Origin of the sequence: Dyadobacter fermentans DSM 18053, from assembly GCF_000023125.1 — a bacterium.
In the GTDB taxonomy this organism is placed as follows: Bacteria; Bacteroidota; Bacteroidia; order Cytophagales; family Spirosomataceae; genus Dyadobacter; species Dyadobacter fermentans.
The window spans coordinates 2758139-2776903 of sequence record NC_013037.1 but is presented as its reverse complement, the minus strand read 5'-3'; the positions used below and the strand labels follow the sequence as shown (position 1 = coordinate 2776903).

The following is an 18765-nucleotide window of genomic DNA, read 5'->3' as shown; positions in this document are numbered from 1 at the left end:
AGCGAATCGCTGGAAAAGACAAAAAAACTTTGAATGTCTATATGGTTAGGACAAGCCTGGCCCGGACAACGTTGCGATCCGGGCATAATATTCTGATTTTCAGTGCGCAGAGTATTTACAGCTGCCTGATTTCAGCAACGACGCAAAAGATCATAACCACAAATTGAGAAGCAGGTAAGTACTTATGATAATAGGAAAGACAAGCAGAACCGCCTCCGACATGACGGAGCTGATATTGGAAGTGGCCCGCAAAGACCATCGTATCCTGGCGGTGTTGCAGGATGGGTCCAGGTCCAATCCGAATGTGACGCCCGATATTTTTCAGGATTTCGACATTATTTACGTGATCGAAGATCTCGCGCCCTTCTTGCAGGACCACAGCTGGGTGGATGTGTTTGGAGAAAGGATGATCATGCAGATGCCGGAAGATATGGAGCTGTACCCGGCCGATTCCGAGCTCGACGGCACATTTTCATACCTCATGCTGTTCACGGACGGGAACCGGATCGACCTCGTGATGATTCCGCTGCAAAAGCTGGATCAGTTCACTTCCGATAGCCTCTGCAAGGTGCTGCTGGACAAAAACGGTATTTTCAACGCAAGCCCCTTGCCCCAGGCCAGCGATGCCAGCTACTGGATTCAGAAACCCTCTGAGCGGTCGTTTACCGATTGCTGCAACGAATACTGGTTCACAACCGCCAGCCTGGGTAAGGCCCTCTGGCGCGGCGAGGTGGTATATGTCCAGGAATTGTCAAACCAGGTCACCCGTGCCGCACTGCTTCAGATGCTGGATTGGTACATCGCCTGCCGCCACGATTTCAAGGTGGATACCGGTAAATGGGGAAAGTTCTACCACCGCTACCTGGCGCCCGATTTACACCAAAAACTGCTCGCAACCTATGCCACGGCCAACTTACCCGACCTGTGGGAAGCTACCTTTGCCAGCATGGATTTGTTCCGATACCTGGCAAAATCCATTGCCGCTGAGCTGGGTTACGACTACCCGGAACACTGGGATCAGCATGTGGCGGCGCATTTAAACCATGTAAAAACACTTCCTGCCAATGCGCAAAGGATTTACGATTGAAGCGCGGACTCAGAAGGTAACATTATATAGTTTTTCAAACTGCTTCTCGCGGAGTGATGCCGGGGCGAGGCGGAGGGCGGCATTGCGGAGCCCCGCCAGCAATGGGTTCCCGATTTGCGCCAGGCTCCCTATTTTTCTCGACTGACTAATGATATATTGCGTGCGTTCCAGCCGCCGGTTTTCGAATGCAATGAACGCTTCTTCCAGTGAAATGTCCTTGCGCAGCTCGGTGTACAGTATGGCGGCGTCCTCGATGGCCTGGCATGCACCCTGGCCCATGTTGGGCGTTGCGCAATGGGCCGCGTCGCCGATCAGGAGTATGTTGCCATAAGCGTAATGGTCCAGCGGGGCGAGGTCGTAAATGTCGTGATGGAACAGCGGGCGGCCTTGTGCTCTGGAAAGGATTTCGGGGACGGGATCATGAAAATGGGCGAAACGCTGCGCCAGGTTTTCCGGCAGGAACGTCCGGTACCGGGCGTCGCCCGCTTCGGCGGCCACGCATGCAAACCAGTAGAGCTGCTCATCGGGCAGCGGTACAATGCCGAAACGCCCGGTGGTATCCCATGTTTCGGAGGCGCCATCGGCGAGCGCACCGGCATGGTCTATCACGCCTCGCCAGCAGGTGTAGCCCGCATAACGCTTCTGTGCGTGCGGGGCCACTTTTTGCCGCAGCTTCGAGTTGATTCCGTCGGCCACGATCAGGTAATCGGTTTTGTAGCTGGTGCCGTCGGCGAAATGCAGGCGTACCTGGCTGCCGTCGTTTTCGAGGTCTATGGCCTTCTTTCCGGTGTGGATCGAGGCCGCGTCCACTCCGCCGAGCAATGCATCGTGCAGGTGACGGCGGTGGATGGTGAAATTATCGAGGCCGAACTTCCGGCCGATAATGTCGCTGTCGTTCTCGGAAATAACCCGGCCCGAGCGGTCGAGAATGCGGAAATGGGGCAGGCGGCGGCCGATTGGAATAATATCGTCGGCAATGTCGAGCACCGCCAGTGCATTGATCGCATTCGGCGCCAGCCCCAGGCCCGCCCCGACGGGACTGAGGGTAGGTGCGGCTTCGAACACCGTCGTTTCATAACCTGCTTTCGAAAAGGCAATGGCCGCAGTAAGGCCTGCGATCCCTGCTCCTGTGATGGTGATTTTCATGACTAATATCTGTTAAATGCTCCACGGCCGCCGCAGAGCGGCACCGTGCTGTAAAACTGCCTGAAAGCAGCCACCCCGGCAAGGGCGTTTGGCGCGAAGTGGGATGGGAAGAAGATGAATTGGAATAATTTGAGGGTGAAGAGCGCGGGGCCTCGTCACTTCCCCAGCCAATGTTTGAAATCCGTCACCTTTTCCCGGCTCACGATCACCTCTTTCTCGTGTTCGGGGCGGAGTTTCAGGGCCAGGCGGTGACCGAAATAATCGCTGATCTGGTCCAATGCGGCGGGGGAGACGAAAAACGACCGGCTGATCCGGTAGAAATCTTCCGGCGGAAGCATGTTTTCCAGCTCGTCCATCGTGTAATCCACCACGAAACGTTTGTTGTTATACGTTTTGAAGAGCACCAGCTTGTCTTCCGAATAGAAGTAAGCAATGTCTTCCACATTGATCGAAACCAGCTTCTGCACGCTTTTAACCAGGAAACGCCTGCGGTATTGCTGCGTGTTCATGCGCTGGTGCAGCTGTGCGGCCAGGTTTTCAATGTTTACGACCGGCTGTGCCTGCGCCCCGGTTTGTCGGGGTTTTTCGATCCAGTTGGCAAATTTGTTCAAAGCCGCTTCCAGCTCCTCTTTCTGGACCGGTTTGAGCAGGTAATCCACGCTGTTGACTTTGAATGCTTTCAATGCATATTCGTCATAGGAAGTTGTGAAAATGACCGTGCTGGTCACTTCCACGCGGTTGAAAATCTCGAAACTCTGCCCATCTACGAGCTCAATGTCGGCCAGGATCAGGTCAGGGGCGGGGTGGGTGTTCAGCCATTCTACGGTACCTTCCACGCTGTCGGTGGTACCCACTATTTCAATGTCCCGTCCGGTGCTTTGCAGCGAACGTTTGAGTTTGGCCACGGCCAGGTCTTCATCTTCGATAATCAGTACTTTCATCATATTTGAAATAACATGGGAATAACAGGTTGTTATACAGGTAAATGGGCGAGAACCTGGTGGTGCTCTTCCACGTAACTCCGGTGCATTAATGCCAGCCGGACCCTGAAACAGTGCTCGTCCTGCTCGATCACCGCTGCGGGCTGGCCCAGCATCTTGTATTTCAGCGAAATGTTGGAGAGGCCGACTTTGTTAGAGGGGATGTTCCCGGGCTTTTGCTGCAAATTGTTTTCTACCACCAGTCTTTGCTGCGCGTCCACGGAAATCGAAATATGCAGCGGCTGGTTTTTCCGCACCATGTTGTGTTTTACCGCGTTCTCGACGAGCAGTTGCAGCGATAGCGAAGGCAACAGCCGGTCCTCGAACGGCGCCAGGTTACCCACGTGAAACCGTATGGCATCGCTGTGCCGGATTTGGAGCAATGCCACGTAAGAGCCGATGAACTGCATTTCGCTGCCGAGCGTCGAGAGCGCTTCCTGGTTGTTGCGCATCAGGTAGCGGTATACTTTGCTCAGCTCGTCGAGGAAGTATTCGGCCTTGGGCGGGTCGGTGGTGATCAGCGACGACAGTGTGTTGAGGTTATTGAATAAAAAATGGGGGTTGATCTGCCGGATCAGGTTTTCGAATTCCTGCTCGTGGTACTGCATTTGCGCCCGTTCTTTCATAGCCAGGCTTTCCTTCCATTTTTTGAAAACATATTCCGTTTCACAAAGCGTGATGCCGATCACGGTCACGGTAATTCCGATAATGCTGCTGAAAACAAAATTCTCCCGTACAAACACGTAGCCGAACAAATGCATTGCATCGAAACCGTAGAAAATGATGGCCATATTGATTTTTACAACCACTATATCCAGCAGGATCATCGCCAGCACGCGCTTCCACATGTCCTTGAATGTCGGGAAAAGCGCTGCGAATTGCTGGATGAGCATGAAATGGAAATACCAGCAGGTGAGCGAAATGGCCATGATGAGGGCGGTAGTTGCTGCAAAAACCTCCGGATCATGGAAATACCGGCTGCCGAAAAGCTGGTAGCCCGCCGTACCGATCACAATCGGAAACATGAAGATGAGCGTGAGCCATTCGATAAATGAGGGTCGGTATTGTAGCATTCGTCGCTGGTGTCGGTGGATTTTAATATAAGTTAAGCAAATGCATTCAGGTCAGCGGGATTTCAATCACCTGCCAATCGTCGTGCCGCGCAATGCGCATCGGGCTCAATTCGAGCAACCTGAACTTGTTGATTACGTTTTCGAGCCCCGCATCGTCCTGCTGCGCATCGGCGGTGATTTTGGAAGCCACCGTATGCTGCAACGCCAGCCAGCCGGCGTTCGTCACTGAAATGTTAATGTGCAGCGGTTTCATTTTACTGATCATGTTCCGGTTGAGAACGTGCTCGATCAGCAGCTGCAAGGTGAGCGGCGGAATGCGTTTTTCGAGCGATTCGTTGTCGACGTCCATATCGAACCGGACCGCATGCCCGTACCGGATTTTCAGGATATAAAACCATGAATGCAGAAATTGCAGCTCCGTTTGAAGGCTCACAAATTCGCCTTCGTCGGTTTTGAGCAGGTAGCGGTACACTTTGCACATTTCGTCGAGGAAAGTTTCCGCCTTCTCCGGGTCTTCGCCGATCAGGCTGGACAGCGTGTTGATGCTATTGAACAAAAAATGCGGGTTAACCTGAGTTTTGAGCCCTTCCAGCCTGCTTTTGGCATATTCCGTTTTCAGCTGTTCGGTTTCAGTGAGCGTGGCTTTCCATTTCTCAAAATTGGACATTCCCTCGTGCAGGAACGTCGCCAGGGTGTTTAGCCCGATGCCCGATACCAGCACCCGGAAATAGTTTACCATGCCAAAATCGCCATCCGCAAGCCCGGTTTTTTGGTAAAAAATGAAAATACCCGTGTTCACCAGCGCCGTGAGCGGCACAAAAGCGAGCAGCGAAGCGCCTATCCGTCGCATGGTATCGGCGGGTTTGGGAAATTTCACCGCCAGCGCCATGGCGATCAAGGTATGCAGCTGCCAGGCTACCACCTTGACGCACATTGTGATGAGCGTCGCCTGAATGAACAAAACGGACTCCGTTAAATAGGGCCGGGAGAAAATCAGGAAGTTCAGCAGCACCGAATACGGGACCAGAATGCCCAGCATGAGCTGGTATTCACTGGTAATGTATTTCGGTAATCTTACGGAAGACATGCTGTGTTCGCTGTTGATTTTTCCAAAATTGGCTGACGCGCCCGGATTTTCGAACTGCATTCAGATGGCCGGGGATAAAAAGCGTTTGAACTGGGATTTCTACGGATAAGCAGTGATATCCGCCGGTTGGCCCCCCGAATGTCCCACTTCGTCCGGTTGCGATTGGCCGTGAGTGGGTTAGAGAGGCATTTTTGTTGAAAAAATCGGGAGAGGCACTTCCGGTAACGCTTAACAAATTGCTATCAGCCATGATCATTCAAAACGTTCACATTTTTAACGGGGAGCCGGTTACCGGCACTTCGGACATCCACATTTCGCAGGAAGGGATTATTACCGCCATCACCGGCAGCGGCGCCCCGACGCCGGGCGAGGACATGATCGACGGCCGCGGAATGCTCGCATTGCCCGGCCTCACCGACGCGCACCGGCATGTGTGGCAGGCACCTTTCAAAGGCGTTGCTGCCGATTTGATGCTGCTGGAATACCTCGACAAAGTGGCGGGCGGCATCGGCTCGCAGATCAGCGCCGAAGAGTTGTACTACATTAATCTTTATGGCTACATCCAGTGCGCATTGGCCGGTATTACCACTGTTTTCGACTGGTCGCACATCATGAATTCGGCCGAGCATGCCGATGCGGCGGTGCAGGCAGCCGTGGATTCGGGCCTGAATGTGCTCTTTTTGCACGCCACGCCCGCTACCGAGCGCGACAAGTACTGGAACCAAAGCATTACCCGCCACGATCCGTACATCGAAACGCTGGTTGCCAGGCATGGCCATGCATTTCCCAACGTGCGGATCGGCATGGGTATCCGCGGGCCCGAATTCGCGACCATGGATGTGAACCGGGCAGACATCGGGCTGGCCGACGCGTTAGGCATTCCGGCGTCGATGCACATCGGCAGTTCGCTTTTAGGGAAAATCCACAAGCCTGCGCTGCAACTGGCGGAACAAGGCCTGCTGACCCAAAACCTGAACCTGGTGCATTGTAATACACTCTCGCACGAGGAAATGAGCCTGATTGCCCAGGCCGGAAGCCTGGTAACCATTACGCCCGAAGCCGAAATGCAGACCGGGCTTGGAGAGCCCGCAGCGAGGTTTATGGCCGATATTCCGGGGTTGAAATGGTCGATAGGCACCGATATCCCCACGGGGTCCACCGACAGTCTGCTGTTTCAGCAGCGATTACTCCTGCAGTATTACCGTTCGCTGGTGAACCATCGCGTGATTGAAAACATGGAATTTCCGGTTCAAATGCCCTATGCCGCTAATAAGTTCTTTTTCGATTCGATGGAAAGCGCCAACGCTTACGCCGGATTGAACACCTCCGCACGCATCGGGGCAGGCAGTAAGGCATGCTTCTCGCTTTTCAGGTTGGAAGGCTTGAATAACCGGGCATTTCTGCAAAATCCTGCATTTTACTATTTGCAGGAACCCAACATTGATACCATCGTGATCAACGGAAAACTGGCGCTGCAAAGCGGGCAGTGGCTCGCCCACGACCTGGAAAGCATTGAAAGAAACGTCAGCAGTATCGTCGCCCGGATCATGGGCCGCTTTTGATAATCCAACCATTAGCCATAAATCAAACATGAAAAAGACCATTATCGCCATCATGATTTTTGCGGGTGCCGTGTGCATGAATGCCTGCTCCGACCACCAGCAGGATCCTTCCGCTTTTGACAAAACTTACAATAGCGTGAACGACCCTGAAAACGAGTATTTCTGGGAGCAGTTTCACAGCGGCAATATCAGCAATGTGAAAACGATGATCAGCCGTTTGGAAAAGCAATACGCCGGGGATTCTACGAATGTCGTCGTTGCGGCGCATCTGGGTTTTGCCAATTTCTGGGTGCTTTCGGAGGGAATGCGCAGCACGCAGCCGCTGGGCAGCATTCCCGATTACATTAATAATGCTTACAAATATTTCGGCAGGGCTTACCAGCTCAACACGAATGATAAGCGCATACTGGGCTTTCTGTCCAATGCCGAAATGGCCTGGTCGAGCTTGCAGCCCCAGCCGGGGCCCGTGCAGCAAAGCGCCATGCAAAAAGGGCAGGAGTCGATCGCAGCGTGGCCGGAGTTCAACAAATTCACCATCGGCATTGGCTATACCGGCCTGCCCCCGCAAGCCGATGCGTTCAAATATGCATTGGAATTGCAGTGGACCACGCTCGAAGATTGCTACACCTCACCGATCGACCGCAGTAATCCGGACATCCGGCATATTCTCAACCGCGACCTCTCGGGCCACAACCTGGGGAAAGACCGCGCCTGCTACAACAACTGGCTCGCGCCGCACAACATCGAAGGCTATTTCCTGAATATGGGCGACATGATCGTGAAAACGGGCGACCATGCGATGGCCGTCAAAATCTACGAGCTGGCAAAGGCTTCGCCGGATTACAATAATTGGGTATTTAAAGATGTACTGGAAAAACGGATCACGAATGCGCAGCAGAACACCGTGAAATTCCTCGACGAGACGCAGCAGGGAATCGACAATGTGATGATCGCCGGCTCGGGCGCGCTCTGCATGAGCTGCCACCAGATGAGCGAGGGTGACAAGCTGCGCTACAAGGATTTTGACTGGAAAAAGTACTTCCGGGAAACGGATGTTTATTCCGTGAAAGGCCTGTGAAGATGCGCAGCAATGATTCCTATCGCAGCGCCCGACAAGCAGCCACATTTACCTGAACAGCTGGTAAGCCTTGTTTAAAAATTTCGGATAAAGCGGCTCGCGGCGGGGCATGTTGAGATAGAACAATGCGATCATATCGTTTTCCGGATCGATGATGTATTCCGTGCCATACAGGCCGCCCCAGGCAAATGCGGTATTCGAAACTTCGGGAACCGGCTTCTTTTCACTGTTATAAAGTTCGAATCCCAGCCCGAATTGAAACCCCTTGCCGCCGGAGTTTTTCGCTGGCAAGCGGTTTACTTTCGTCATCTGGTCGATCGTTTCCGGTTTCAGAATGCGTACGCCGTTGTATTCGCCGCGGTTGAGGAGCATTTGGCAGAATTTCGCATAATCGCCGATGGGTCCGTTGAGCCCTATCGCGCCTTCTGCGTAGGTTTGGACCGGGCTGATCGTGGCCTCGCTGTATTTGTTCGACTCCGGGACCAGTTTCCCATCTACCAAACTGTACGCTTTCACAAAACGGTTAAGCGCACCCGAATCATAATACCAATCCGTGTCGTTCATGCCCAGCGGAAGGAGGATGGTCGATTTGATGTAATCGCGAAGGCTTTTTCCTGATATGAGCTCCACCATATAACCGAGCATATTGGTGCTGATGTGGTAGCTCCATTCACTTCCGGGATCAAAACCGAGGGGGTATTTTGCCAGCGCGATCATGTCGTCTTTCAAGTATCGGGCGCTTCCGGTGCCGCCTGTTCGCTGTCCGGGGCCGGTTACTTCTTGTGCGGCTGCGGCTTCTTTCTGCATTTGCTCACGTCTCAGCTTCGCAACCGGCCCGGCGTTCAGTCCCGACGAATGCGACATCAGGTGCGCGAAGGTCATGGGCGTGGCCGCTTGCCTGGTTTGATAAGTGCCATCCTCATTCACCGAAATCAATACACGGTCCGGAATGCCGGGAAAGTATTTGGAAACCGGGTCGTCGACAGCCACCAGGCCTTTTTCAACCAGGGTCATGAATGCGACGGTGGTTACGGCTTTTGTCTGGGAAAATTTGATGTAATAGTCCGCTGTCGTGGCAGGGATCTGATTTTCAATGTCTTTGTAGCCGAATGCTTTGTTATACACAACATTTCCACCCTTCGCGACAAACGCCACCACGGAGCTAACCTTTTTCTCATCGACAAAGCTCTGCAACAGGGAATCGATCCGGCCCACCCGGGTTTCATCCGTACCCGATTGTTTGAGTTCTGCCTTGTAGTTTAAGTGCTGACGCGCCGGCGCGGTTTGCTGAGCGAATGAACCCGTGCATACGGCCGCCATTGCCCAGGCCAAGAGAATGTTTTTCATACCAATTATTGTATAGCTAAAAATCAAGGAGTGGTGAGTGAGAACGGTTTGTCGGCTATGAAGCATTCAGAGCTTTGTCTCAATTGGGATACAAAGAAACTACCCTGTTTTTTATACCTGGTTTTCGCGGGGATTTTTAGAGAACAATGGGCCGCTCCATTCACCAGTTTATCGATTAGGGTAAAAACCACTAATCTTTCACAAACCGGTACAAATATGGTGACTTGTGCGCTACACCGGTTTTTTTGGATACCATTTCCAATACACCCAGGCTCAGCATGGTCCGCTGAAAACTCGTCCGCAGGAATTTTTTCTCCAAAACAGTCTCGTATAGCGCTTGTAGTTCACTGATCGTGAATGTGTCGGGCAGGAGGTTAAAGCCGACCAACTTCTTGTTCAGGTCTTCGCGCAGGGTAATCAACGCCGTTTCGATGATCCGGCTATGGTCCTGGATCAAATGCGGGAGATTGTTCAGGTCATGCCAGGTGCATTCGTCGGCAGCATCGTCCGAGGTCGGCACTGCTTTGGCATAATCCACCAGCGCATAATATCCGATTGACACGAAACGCCTGAGCAGGAAATGGTTTTCGGCGGGTTTCAAACCCCTGGCAGCCATAATGTCTTTGAAAAAATGAGGATCGCTGCGGCCGGTGTCGGAAAATGTCTGAAACTGTTCCAGGAAAATGTCGGACAGGCCCGTTCGCTCCTGCAATACCCGCTTGGCCGCATCCTCGCCACTTTCGTCGTGATAAATGAAGCCGCCGGGCAGCGCATACGCATCGGTGCCTTTGTACCGCAGCAGCAGCACCATCAGCCCGTTGTCGTGAAAGCCGAAAATGACCGTATCCACCGATAGTCCTGGCAAAAAGTGTTTATCGAAATCAATGCTGTCCCAATTCAGCCCGGCTGTAACTTTTTCAGTCATAATGGTAGAATGAAGGAGTAAATAAATGAAAAAGTGGCTTTAATTCATTGTCTCGTGAATGATACAATGAAAACAGGCTTTGAGAGATGAATGACGAATTGAGCTTTTGCGCACTTGAATCCGTAGCATTTTAACAAAACACTTTCAACATGAAATTATCAAATCTGGTCATCGGTGCGCTTGCCGCATGGTTGTCTGTCAATGCATTATGGGCGCAGGAAACTTCGCGCGTGGTTGAAAACGGCGGCACCGGAAAGTACAGCGCGGTAATGATCACCGAGCCTTCCTTGCCGACCCACACCGTGTTCAGGCCGAAAGATCTCGATGGTTTTGGAAAGAAAGGGAAATTGCCTGTCATCGCATGGGGAAATGGTGCGTGCTATAATTCGCCCTGGGAGCACGTCAATTTTTTGAATGAAGTGGCCTCTCACGGTTTTCTGGTCATTGCGATCGGCGTAATGCCCAAAGAATCAGGCGAACAGGTCCGCGGGAGCTCCCGGTCGGCACAGCTGCTGGATGCCATTGATTGGGCAGAAAAACAGAATGCCGACAAAAGTAGCCCCTACTACGGGAAGATCGACCTGAAACACATTGCCGTGAGCGGCATGTCCTGCGGCGGTTTGCAAACCCTCGAAGTGGCCGGCGACCCGAGGGTGACCACCACGGTAGTTTGCAACAGCGGCATCTTCAAGGGCGCTCCGAGCACAAAGCCCGGTATGCCCCAGATTTCAAAGGATTACCTGAAAAGAATCCATACCCCCACACTTTACCTGCTGGGCGGGCCGTCGGACATTGCCTATAACAACGGCATGGACGATTACGCGCAGATCAACCACGTGCCGGTTTTCGTCGCAAATCTCGATGTGGGCCATGGCGGAACATACGCCAAGCCGCACGGCGGGGAATTTGCCAAAGTGGCCACCGCGTGGTACAAATGGCAGCTCACGGGCGATGAGCAAGCCGGCAAACTTTTCACCGGCACACCAGCCCTGGCGCAGGTGAGTGGATGGACGGTCGGAAAGAAAAATATGCCGTAAGACCGATGCGTCGCTACGGCCGCGGTTGTCAAAAATGGTCGATCCAGTTTTTTGCTTCACGCATGGCATCCTTTTCGGCACAAGGCACATCCGGCTGAATGGCACCTGAATGGATTTGCTTTTGCCGGTCGAAACACGCGGTATTTGTCAGCGAGATCATGCTGCTGTCGGGGAGGAAGAAGTTGGCTTTTCCGGTAGGGACTCCGTAAGTCGGCGCACCGAAAGTGCGTGTCCGCGGAAGGCCTTTGAGGGACAGGAGGATCATTTCCCCGGAGCTGGCCGTGTACTGGCCCGTCAGCACGGCAATGGGCCGGTCCGCTGCATTGGGGCGTTCGTACCGGGTCAGGTAGCCGAGCCGCGCCTTCTTGCGGCCTTGCTGGTAATAAATCCCGTTTTGATAGCGCACTGTGCGGCCCTTTTTCCCTTTGCGATCTACAAAGCCGATCAGCTGCTCGGCGTCAATCATTGGCGCCAGGCCAGTTACGAACGGAATGTAAGTTCCGCCTTCCATTTCCCGGAGGTCGATGATCGTGCCTTTCGTATGCTTTTTGTCGAAATCCAGCAGGCAATTGTACAGGCTGTCGGCGATCCTGTGCGCATTGGCGGCATCCGTTGAATTGTAAGATTTCAGTTTGATAATGCCATAATTCCCTTCCACCGAAACCTCAAACGGCATAACACTCCGGGCAGAAATGCTGCCGGAAGGCGCGCCGGCGGGCCTGGCTGGCTGCAAAAAGCTATGCCGGTCGTCCAGTTGCTCCAACACAAAGCGAATGGCATCGTGCGTGTCCGCAGCCGACTGTGCATGCTGCATTTTGGCAAGTGCCTGCTGCTTCACCTTCGCGAAATCCAGATGTTTGTGGAAGTATGCATTGTTCTGAATAAATGCAAATGCCTGCTCGAAATAGGCGCTGGCCTCGCGGCTGGGCGGGCCGGCTCCCGGCCCTGGCCTTGCAGCGCTTACCGCCATCACGAGGGATAATGCAAGAACAATGAAATGGGTAAGGCTTTGTTTCATGAAGATCGCAGAACTATAAGCGCATGATGCCAAAATGATGTCGGTCGTTGCTTGGGCTTGAAGCAAAGTTATTTCCAATTCAGTTTGTGATCGCCTATTTTGCCGTGAAAAATTGCATGCTGAGACCTTCACACCGGCCAACCCCCGGGCATTCAGCATCCGCCACCGAACATACATTGTACGATTTCGGACGGTCTTTTGTTTACAATGATATTTTAATTGATTGATCATCAGGGAATAAGGGGCTCCGGCTGGATGTGGCAGGGTATTTGATCAGCGCAAACAGATATTATAATACTACGAAACGGTCGATTTATATGATCCGTAATTACCTCAAAATCGCGCTGAGAAACATTCGAAGAAGTGTAGTCCACTCGGCGATCAATGTGTTCGGACTTGCATTGGGTTTGGCTACCTGCCTCACGATCATCCTTTACATCGCGGACGAATGGCGGTTTGACAAGCATCATAAGCATGCCGACCGGTTGTTTCGGGTAGCGCTGGCTACGCCCACCGAGAAATGGTCTGCGTTGCCAGGTCCTGCGGGACCGGCGCTTGCGGAAGACTTTGCGGAGGTTGAGGTTGCCGCCCGCATCGTTAGGTTCCCGGGCTTTGACGAAATGCTCCTGAAAACAGGCGAAGGCACAGCCCGAAAGGAGCTTTTTGCACAAAGTGCCTGCTACGCCGATTCGACGCTGTTCGACGTGCTCAGCTACGATTTCAAGTTCGGCACGCCGAAAGCAGCTTTGAACAAGCCCAATACTTTGGTTTTAAGTGAAAAAGTGGCCGACAAATTGTTCGGGGCAGAAAACCCGGTGGGGAAAGTGATCAAGGTCGGGCTGCCGTTCGGCGTGTTCGATTATACGGTTACGGGCGTTTACAGGAATACCGATAAGTCGCATGTCAATGCGCAGCTATTGCTTTCCATGCAAAACTCGGACTTGGGAGGCTGGATCGTCGAACAACGCAATTGGGCGGCCAACAACCTCTTTCACACGTACATTAAGCTGCGGGAAGGCACTGATCCCAAAGCATTCGAGTCCAGGCTTCCCGCATTTCTGACGCGGCGGGGCGGCGACGATCTCAAAGCAATGGGCATTTCAAAAAGCTTGTTTTTACAACCTGTAACGGACATTTACCTCAGGTCCAACATCGGAAACGAGCTTTCTCCGAACGGGAACATCACGTATCTCTACATTTTTGGGTCGATAGCGATTTTTATACTTCTCATCGCGTGCATCAATTTCATGAACCTGAGCACCGCGCGTTCCGAACAGCGGGCAAAGGAAGTAGGCATCCGCAAATCCATGGGCGCCTACCGCGAATCGATCGTGTACCAGTTTCTGGGGGAATCGCTCGTTATGTCCATTCTGGCCCTTTTGCTGGCGATCGGGATCATACTGGTATGCCTTCCGATATTCAACAACTTAATGGGCAAGGACTTACGCATGCTGGACGAGCCCCGGTTTGTTTTCTGGATGGCGGCCGTTACATTAATGACCGGCTTGTTTGCCGGCCTGTACCCGGCTTTCTATCTGTCGTCGTTCAGGCCTGTAAGTGTACTGAAGGGCAGGATAACGGGCAGCTTCGGAGCCGTTGCGGCGCGGAAAGGGCTGGTTGTTTTTCAGTTTACCATTTCCATTATCCTCATCCTGGGCGCCGTGGTGACCTGGCAGCAATTGTCTTTTATCCAGAACCAAAACCTGGGATTCGACAAAGACCAGAAACTGGTCGTTCCTCTGAAAAGCGTGAAAACATCGAATAATTACGATGTCCTGAAAAACGAGCTGCTGCGAAATCCGAACATCGGGATGGTCACCAGCGGGTCGGTGCATCCGGGGATTGAAACGATGGAAGACCTGCTGTTTTACAAGGAAGGGCAAACCGTGCGCGATGCCGTCGATATTCATTTTGCCACCGTGGAAACGGATTATGTCGAAACACTTGGCTTCACGTTGCTGGCGGGAAGGTCGTTTTCAAAGGAGTATGGCGCCGATTCAAGCAGTATTATCCTGAACGAAGCCGCCGTGAAGGAGCTAGGCTGGGACCTCCGGCAGGCCATTGGCAAGCGGTTGTTCTATGATTTCAACAACGGCCGCCGCGAGGCAACAGTCGTAGGGGTTTTGAAAAATTTTAATCACCAAAGCCTGCATACCGACATTAAACCTTACGCGCTGACAACCTCCATTACCGATAAGCACCAGTACCTCATTGCGAAAGTGCGCCCGGGCGACTACCGCAAGCTGATTGCTGATGTGAAAACGACGTGGCAACGGGTCGGCAGCGACGTGCCTTTCACCTATTCTTTCATGGACGAGGATTTTCAGCGACGCTACGAGAAGGACCAGCGAACCGCGGACCTCGTTTTATCTTTCACATTGATCGCGATCGCCATTGCGTGCCTGGGGCTTTTTGGCCTTGCTACGTTTTCGGCTGCCCAGCGGACCAAAGAGATCGGTGTGCGCAAAGTGCTCGGTGCGTCGGTCGGTGAAATTGTAGGCATGTTGTCGAAAGAATTCCTATTACTTGTTCTAGCCGCATTTGCCATCGCTTCGCCCATTGCCTGGTTTACCATGAGCCGGTGGTTGCAAACTTTTGCCTATAAGATCAATATCGAATGGTGGATTTTCCTGCTTTCCGGCGCTGTCACGCTGCTGGTGGCATTTCTGACCGTCTTTTGGCAAAGTGTGAAAGCGGCATTAATGGATCCCGTCAAAAGTTTACGCAGTCATTGATTTGTATTGAATTTAACTTTCAACTACTTTTATAGAAGTATTTTGATATGACCCACCTTTAAGATGATTGCGAACGTTTACGCCCTGCTGGCGTCGGGATGTTTGGGGCTTTGCCTGTACCAACTTGTTTCTGCGCTTCTGTCCATGAGAAAGCGGCACTGACCATCCTCCTGGTCAATGCTAATGCCGATTTAAACGTTGCAAATATCGTTTCGGGTACGCCAACGGTTGTATTTGACTACCACTTTCGCATACACCAGCCTCCTTCACTTCCGTTCCAGCACCTCACCGCCACAGCGTGGAATGATTTTTGCCGACTTAGAGCCTCCGTCGATCGACCAACTAATCCAGAGGTAATCTAATGGCCAGCCAGTCAAATACAGTTTTCCGGGGGAATTCCCAAATGCATGCCTTATGCCGGCAGCTGGAATGGGAAAATACCGTCCTGGGCCCTGTTGCCGACTGGTCGCAAAGCTTGCGCACGGCGGCAGCTCTGGTACTCGCTGCGCCATTCCCGAACCTGCTGCTATGGGGTGAGGATCTTATACAAATCTACAACGATGCCTACCTCGAAATCATGGGCGACAAGCATCCGGGCGGGCTGGGACAACCTGTCCGGCAGAGCTGGGCAGACGCGGGAGATGTTCATGAGCCTACCTACCACCGCGTTTGGGCTGGGGAATCGCTTACGTTTGAAGATGTGCCCCAGGCAATCACCAGGGCTGGAAGTTTACAGGAAGCCTGGTATACGATTGCATACAGTCCGGTCCGGGATGATTCCGGAAATATGGGAGGCATATTGGTCGCAGCTTTCGAGACGACAAACCAGTTATTGGAAAGAAAGGAACGCGAAAATGCATTACAGGAGCTGGCTCAAAGCGAGGAACGGTTCGCCCGGTTGGTAGGTGCTACTTCCGACATTATCTACACCATGAGCGCCGACTGGCGGCACATGATCCAACTGGACGGGAAGGAATATCTGCAAAGCACCATGACGCTGAACGGGACCTGGATGGAAGAATACATCCCGGAAGAAGAGCGGCTGCGGGTATGGACGGTCATTCAGCATGCGATTCAACGGAAAACTACTTTCGAGGTTGAGCATCAGGTATTTCGGCGCGATGGCACGGTGGGATGGGTTTTCTCCCGTGCGGTGCCAATTTTGGATAAAAACGGGGCGATCCGCCAGTGGGTAGGCGCTGCCAGCGATATTACATCGCGCAAGCGGGACGAACGCCGGCAGGATTTTATGCTGCGGCTGGTAGACCGGCTCCGACCGCTTGCCGAACCTGAGCAGGTAGCCGATATGGCCTGCCAAATGCTCGTGGAGCACTTGAATGCCAGCCGCGCCCAATATACCGAAGTAAAGGGGACAGCCGGAAAGGAAGTGGGGACCGTTCGCGGGGAATATGTGCTTACAGGGCGCCCGATGATACGCGAGTACGCTTACGCCGGTTTCGGTGAGCCGATGGTGGCCATTTTGCGGTCCGGGCAAACGCTGGTCATTACCGACACCGACAATGACCAAAGGCTCACCGACGAGCAAAAGCAATCCTATGCAGCAGTGGATTCCCCGGCGGCCATCGCTGTTCCGTTGGTGAAGCATGGCAACATGGTCGGGACCTTTACCATTCACCATTCCGCGCCGCGCGAATGGTCCGCGGAGGAAATTGCGATAACGGAGGAAATCGCCGACCGCACCTGGACCGCCGTTGAAAGGGCAAAGGCCGAAGAGCTATCCCGCATCTCGGAAAAACGCCTGCGTTTGGCCACCGAGGCGGCAGACATGGCTACCTGGGAGTGGGATTTGGTGAGCAACCTCGTCATTTGGAATGAACAACACTTCCGGATCTTCGGCTTGTCGCCGCAGGAAGCCCCCGTACACCCGGAGCTATTCTTCCGGCATATCCACCCCGACGACCGCGACCGGGTTTACGCCCTTTTGCAACGATCCATACAAGAGGATGTGGAATTTGATACGGAATTCCGTGCAGTGCGCGAGGACGGTGTGGGGCTGTGGATCAGCGGTTATGGCAGGGTGATGGAGCGGAACCAGAGCGGGCCGATCCTGATGAGCGGCATCATGCTCGATATCACGGCACGCAACGAGTCGGAGGCAGCGCTGCACCGTATCCAGGCACGGCAAGGCGCCATTCTCGAAAGCGCCAAGGACTATGCCATATTTACACTTGACCTGGGCCTGCGCGTCCGCGACTGGAACTCCGGGGCTGAGCACGTACTCGGGTATTCCGAAGCCGAAATTATAGGCAAGTCCGGGGAGATATTCTTCGTGCCCGAAGACCGTGCGGAGGGAGCGCCGGAATATGAAAAGAACAAAGCGATCCAGGAAGGCCGTGCGGAGAACGAACGCTGGCACCTCCGCAGCGATGGCTCCCGCTTTTATGGGTCCGGCATCACGAGCCCGTTGCTGGATGAAGCGGGTAATTTGATTGGTCTTCTCAAAGTAATGCGCGACCTGACGATGCAAAAACAGACGGACGAGGCATTGAAAATAGCAGACAAGCGCAAAGACGAATTCCTCGCCATGCTCGCCCACGAATTGCGTAATCCGCTGGCCACCGTCCGCAACGGCATTTCATTGCTGAAAGTGACCCGGCAAAACGATGCGCAAATGTCCGACGTCGTCGATATGATGGACCGGCAGGCCACGCACCTGGTGCGGATGATCGACGATCTGCTGGATGTCAGCCGGGTTACACAGGGCAAAATCCAGCTGCAACTGGAACGCCTGGACATGGCGGCACTGATAAACAGCGCTGTCAAAAGCATCCGGTCACAATATGAAGCCCGCAGGAAAGTGCTCGACGTTCAGACGGGCTTTGCGAAGCTCATCGTCGAGGGTGATGCAACCAGGCTATCGCAGGTCGTGACTAACCTTTTAACCAACAGCCTCCGCTATACCGGTGACGAAGGGCACGTTTGGGTAACCCTAACCAGCCAGGATGGGGAGGCGGTTATCCGCGTCAGGGATAATGGAATAGGCCTCACGCCGGAACAGCAGACGTCCGTTTTCGAATTGTTTGTACAAGGCGATAATTCCCTCGCCCGCACACAAGGTGGCCTGGGCATCGGGCTCACGATCGTGAGGCAGCTCGTGGGAATGCATGGAGGTAGGGTAGAAGCCAAAAGCCCGGGGATAGGAATGGGCAGTGAGTTTACGATTTATCTGCCTTTATTGGAATCAAACACGCACAAAACAACGGTGGAAAACGACCTTTCGAAAAAATCCCGATTACAGCACATTCTGCTCATTGATGACCTTGAAGATCTCGCTGTTACAACGGCCATGCTGCTGAAAATCAAGGGTTACCAGGTCGATATCCGCACCAGTGGCAAGGCCGGTGCAGAGGCTGTCGAAGCCATAAGGCCTTCGGTTGTTCTCTGTGACATCGGGATGCCTGAACTAGATGGTTACCAAACCGCGCAGCTCATCCGCAGCGGCCGCTGGGGAGGCGATGTCATCTTGCTCGCATTGTCGGGCTACGGCCAGGAAGAAGACAAGCAGCAAGCCATGGAAGCAGGTTTCGACGGACATTTAACAAAGCCGGTCGACATGAACGAGCTGCAAAGCCTGATACAGCGCCTGACGCGGTGATGGAATAATCTGAAAATCCGGCTGCCTGTGTGGCAGCCGGGAGCAACTAGGTAACATTTTCTCCTCTTTTCGGG

13 protein-coding genes are annotated in these 18765 nt (G+C 53.3%); 6 read left to right on the top strand and 7 right to left on the bottom strand.

Going from position 1 to position 18765, the window contains the following annotated elements:
- Positions 1-220 precede the first annotated feature (220 nt).
- Positions 221-1087: an aminoglycoside 6-adenylyltransferase gene (locus tag DFER_RS11120; RefSeq protein ID WP_222837330.1), complete on the top strand. Its 867-nt coding sequence runs from the start codon at positions 221-223 to the stop codon at positions 1085-1087.
- 9 nt (positions 1088-1096) lie between these two features.
- Here DFER_RS11120 and DFER_RS11115 read toward each other — a convergent pair whose 3' ends face one another.
- The 4 genes from DFER_RS11115 to DFER_RS29190 form a co-directional block, all read right to left on the bottom strand.
- Positions 1097-2233, bottom strand: a complete 1137-nt coding sequence (locus DFER_RS11115; RefSeq protein WP_015811731.1) for an FAD-dependent monooxygenase — start codon at positions 2231-2233, stop codon at positions 1097-1099.
- Between the two features lie 155 nt (positions 2234-2388).
- Positions 2389-3174: a LytR/AlgR family response regulator transcription factor gene (locus DFER_RS11110; RefSeq protein WP_041736359.1), complete on the bottom strand. Its 786-nt coding sequence runs from the start codon at positions 3172-3174 to the stop codon at positions 2389-2391.
- A 32-nt stretch (positions 3175-3206) separates the two neighbouring features.
- On the bottom strand, positions 3207-4286 hold the full coding sequence (locus DFER_RS29195; RefSeq protein ID WP_015811729.1) for a sensor histidine kinase: 1080 nt from the start codon (positions 4284-4286) through the stop codon (positions 3207-3209).
- 46 nt (positions 4287-4332) lie between these two features.
- The gene (locus DFER_RS29190; protein ID WP_015811728.1) at positions 4333-5433 is read right to left on the bottom strand and encodes a sensor histidine kinase; all 1101 of its coding nucleotides are present in this window, start codon (positions 5431-5433) and stop codon (positions 4333-4335) included.
- A gap of 188 nt (positions 5434-5621) precedes the next feature.
- Between DFER_RS29190 and DFER_RS29185 the strand changes: the two genes are divergently transcribed.
- Positions 5622-6935: an amidohydrolase family protein gene (locus tag DFER_RS29185; protein WP_015811727.1), complete on the top strand. Its 1314-nt coding sequence runs from the start codon at positions 5622-5624 to the stop codon at positions 6933-6935.
- Between the two features lie 28 nt (positions 6936-6963).
- Entirely contained in the window at positions 6964-8013 is a 1050-nt protein-coding gene (locus DFER_RS11090) for a hypothetical protein (protein WP_015811726.1), read from the top strand.
- A 48-nt stretch (positions 8014-8061) separates the two neighbouring features.
- Here the strand turns inward: DFER_RS11090 and DFER_RS11085 are convergent, their stop codons facing one another.
- Entirely contained in the window at positions 8062-9360 is a 1299-nt protein-coding gene (locus tag DFER_RS11085) for a serine hydrolase domain-containing protein (protein WP_015811725.1), read from the bottom strand.
- Positions 9361-9550: 190 nt separating this feature from the next.
- Positions 9551-10285, bottom strand: coding sequence for an NUDIX hydrolase (locus DFER_RS11080; RefSeq protein WP_015811724.1), 735 nt, complete (start codon positions 10283-10285; stop codon positions 9551-9553).
- Between the two features lie 149 nt (positions 10286-10434).
- Here DFER_RS11080 and DFER_RS11075 point away from each other — a divergent pair, with 149 nt between their 5' ends.
- A complete protein-coding gene (locus DFER_RS11075) occupies positions 10435-11322 on the top strand; it encodes a poly(ethylene terephthalate) hydrolase family protein (RefSeq protein ID WP_015811723.1) in 888 nt (295 codons plus the stop codon).
- A gap of 28 nt (positions 11323-11350) precedes the next feature.
- On the opposite strand, the gene DFER_RS11070 is transcribed toward DFER_RS11075, so the two are convergent.
- Positions 11351-12340 (bottom strand): S41 family peptidase, encoded by a 990-nt coding sequence (locus DFER_RS11070; protein WP_015811722.1) that lies wholly within the window; start codon positions 12338-12340, stop codon positions 11351-11353.
- Between the two features lie 317 nt (positions 12341-12657).
- On the opposite strand from DFER_RS11070, the gene DFER_RS11065 reads away from it, so the two are divergent.
- Positions 12658-15075, top strand: a complete 2418-nt coding sequence (locus DFER_RS11065) for an ABC transporter permease (RefSeq protein ID WP_015811721.1) — start codon at positions 12658-12660, stop codon at positions 15073-15075.
- Between the two features lie 403 nt (positions 15076-15478).
- Positions 15479-18691 carry a PAS domain S-box protein gene (locus tag DFER_RS29180; protein ID WP_050774679.1) on the top strand — a complete coding sequence of 1071 codons (3213 nt, stop codon included), beginning with the start codon at positions 15479-15481 and terminating at the stop codon, positions 18689-18691.
- The last annotated feature ends 74 nt before the right edge of the window (positions 18692-18765 follow it).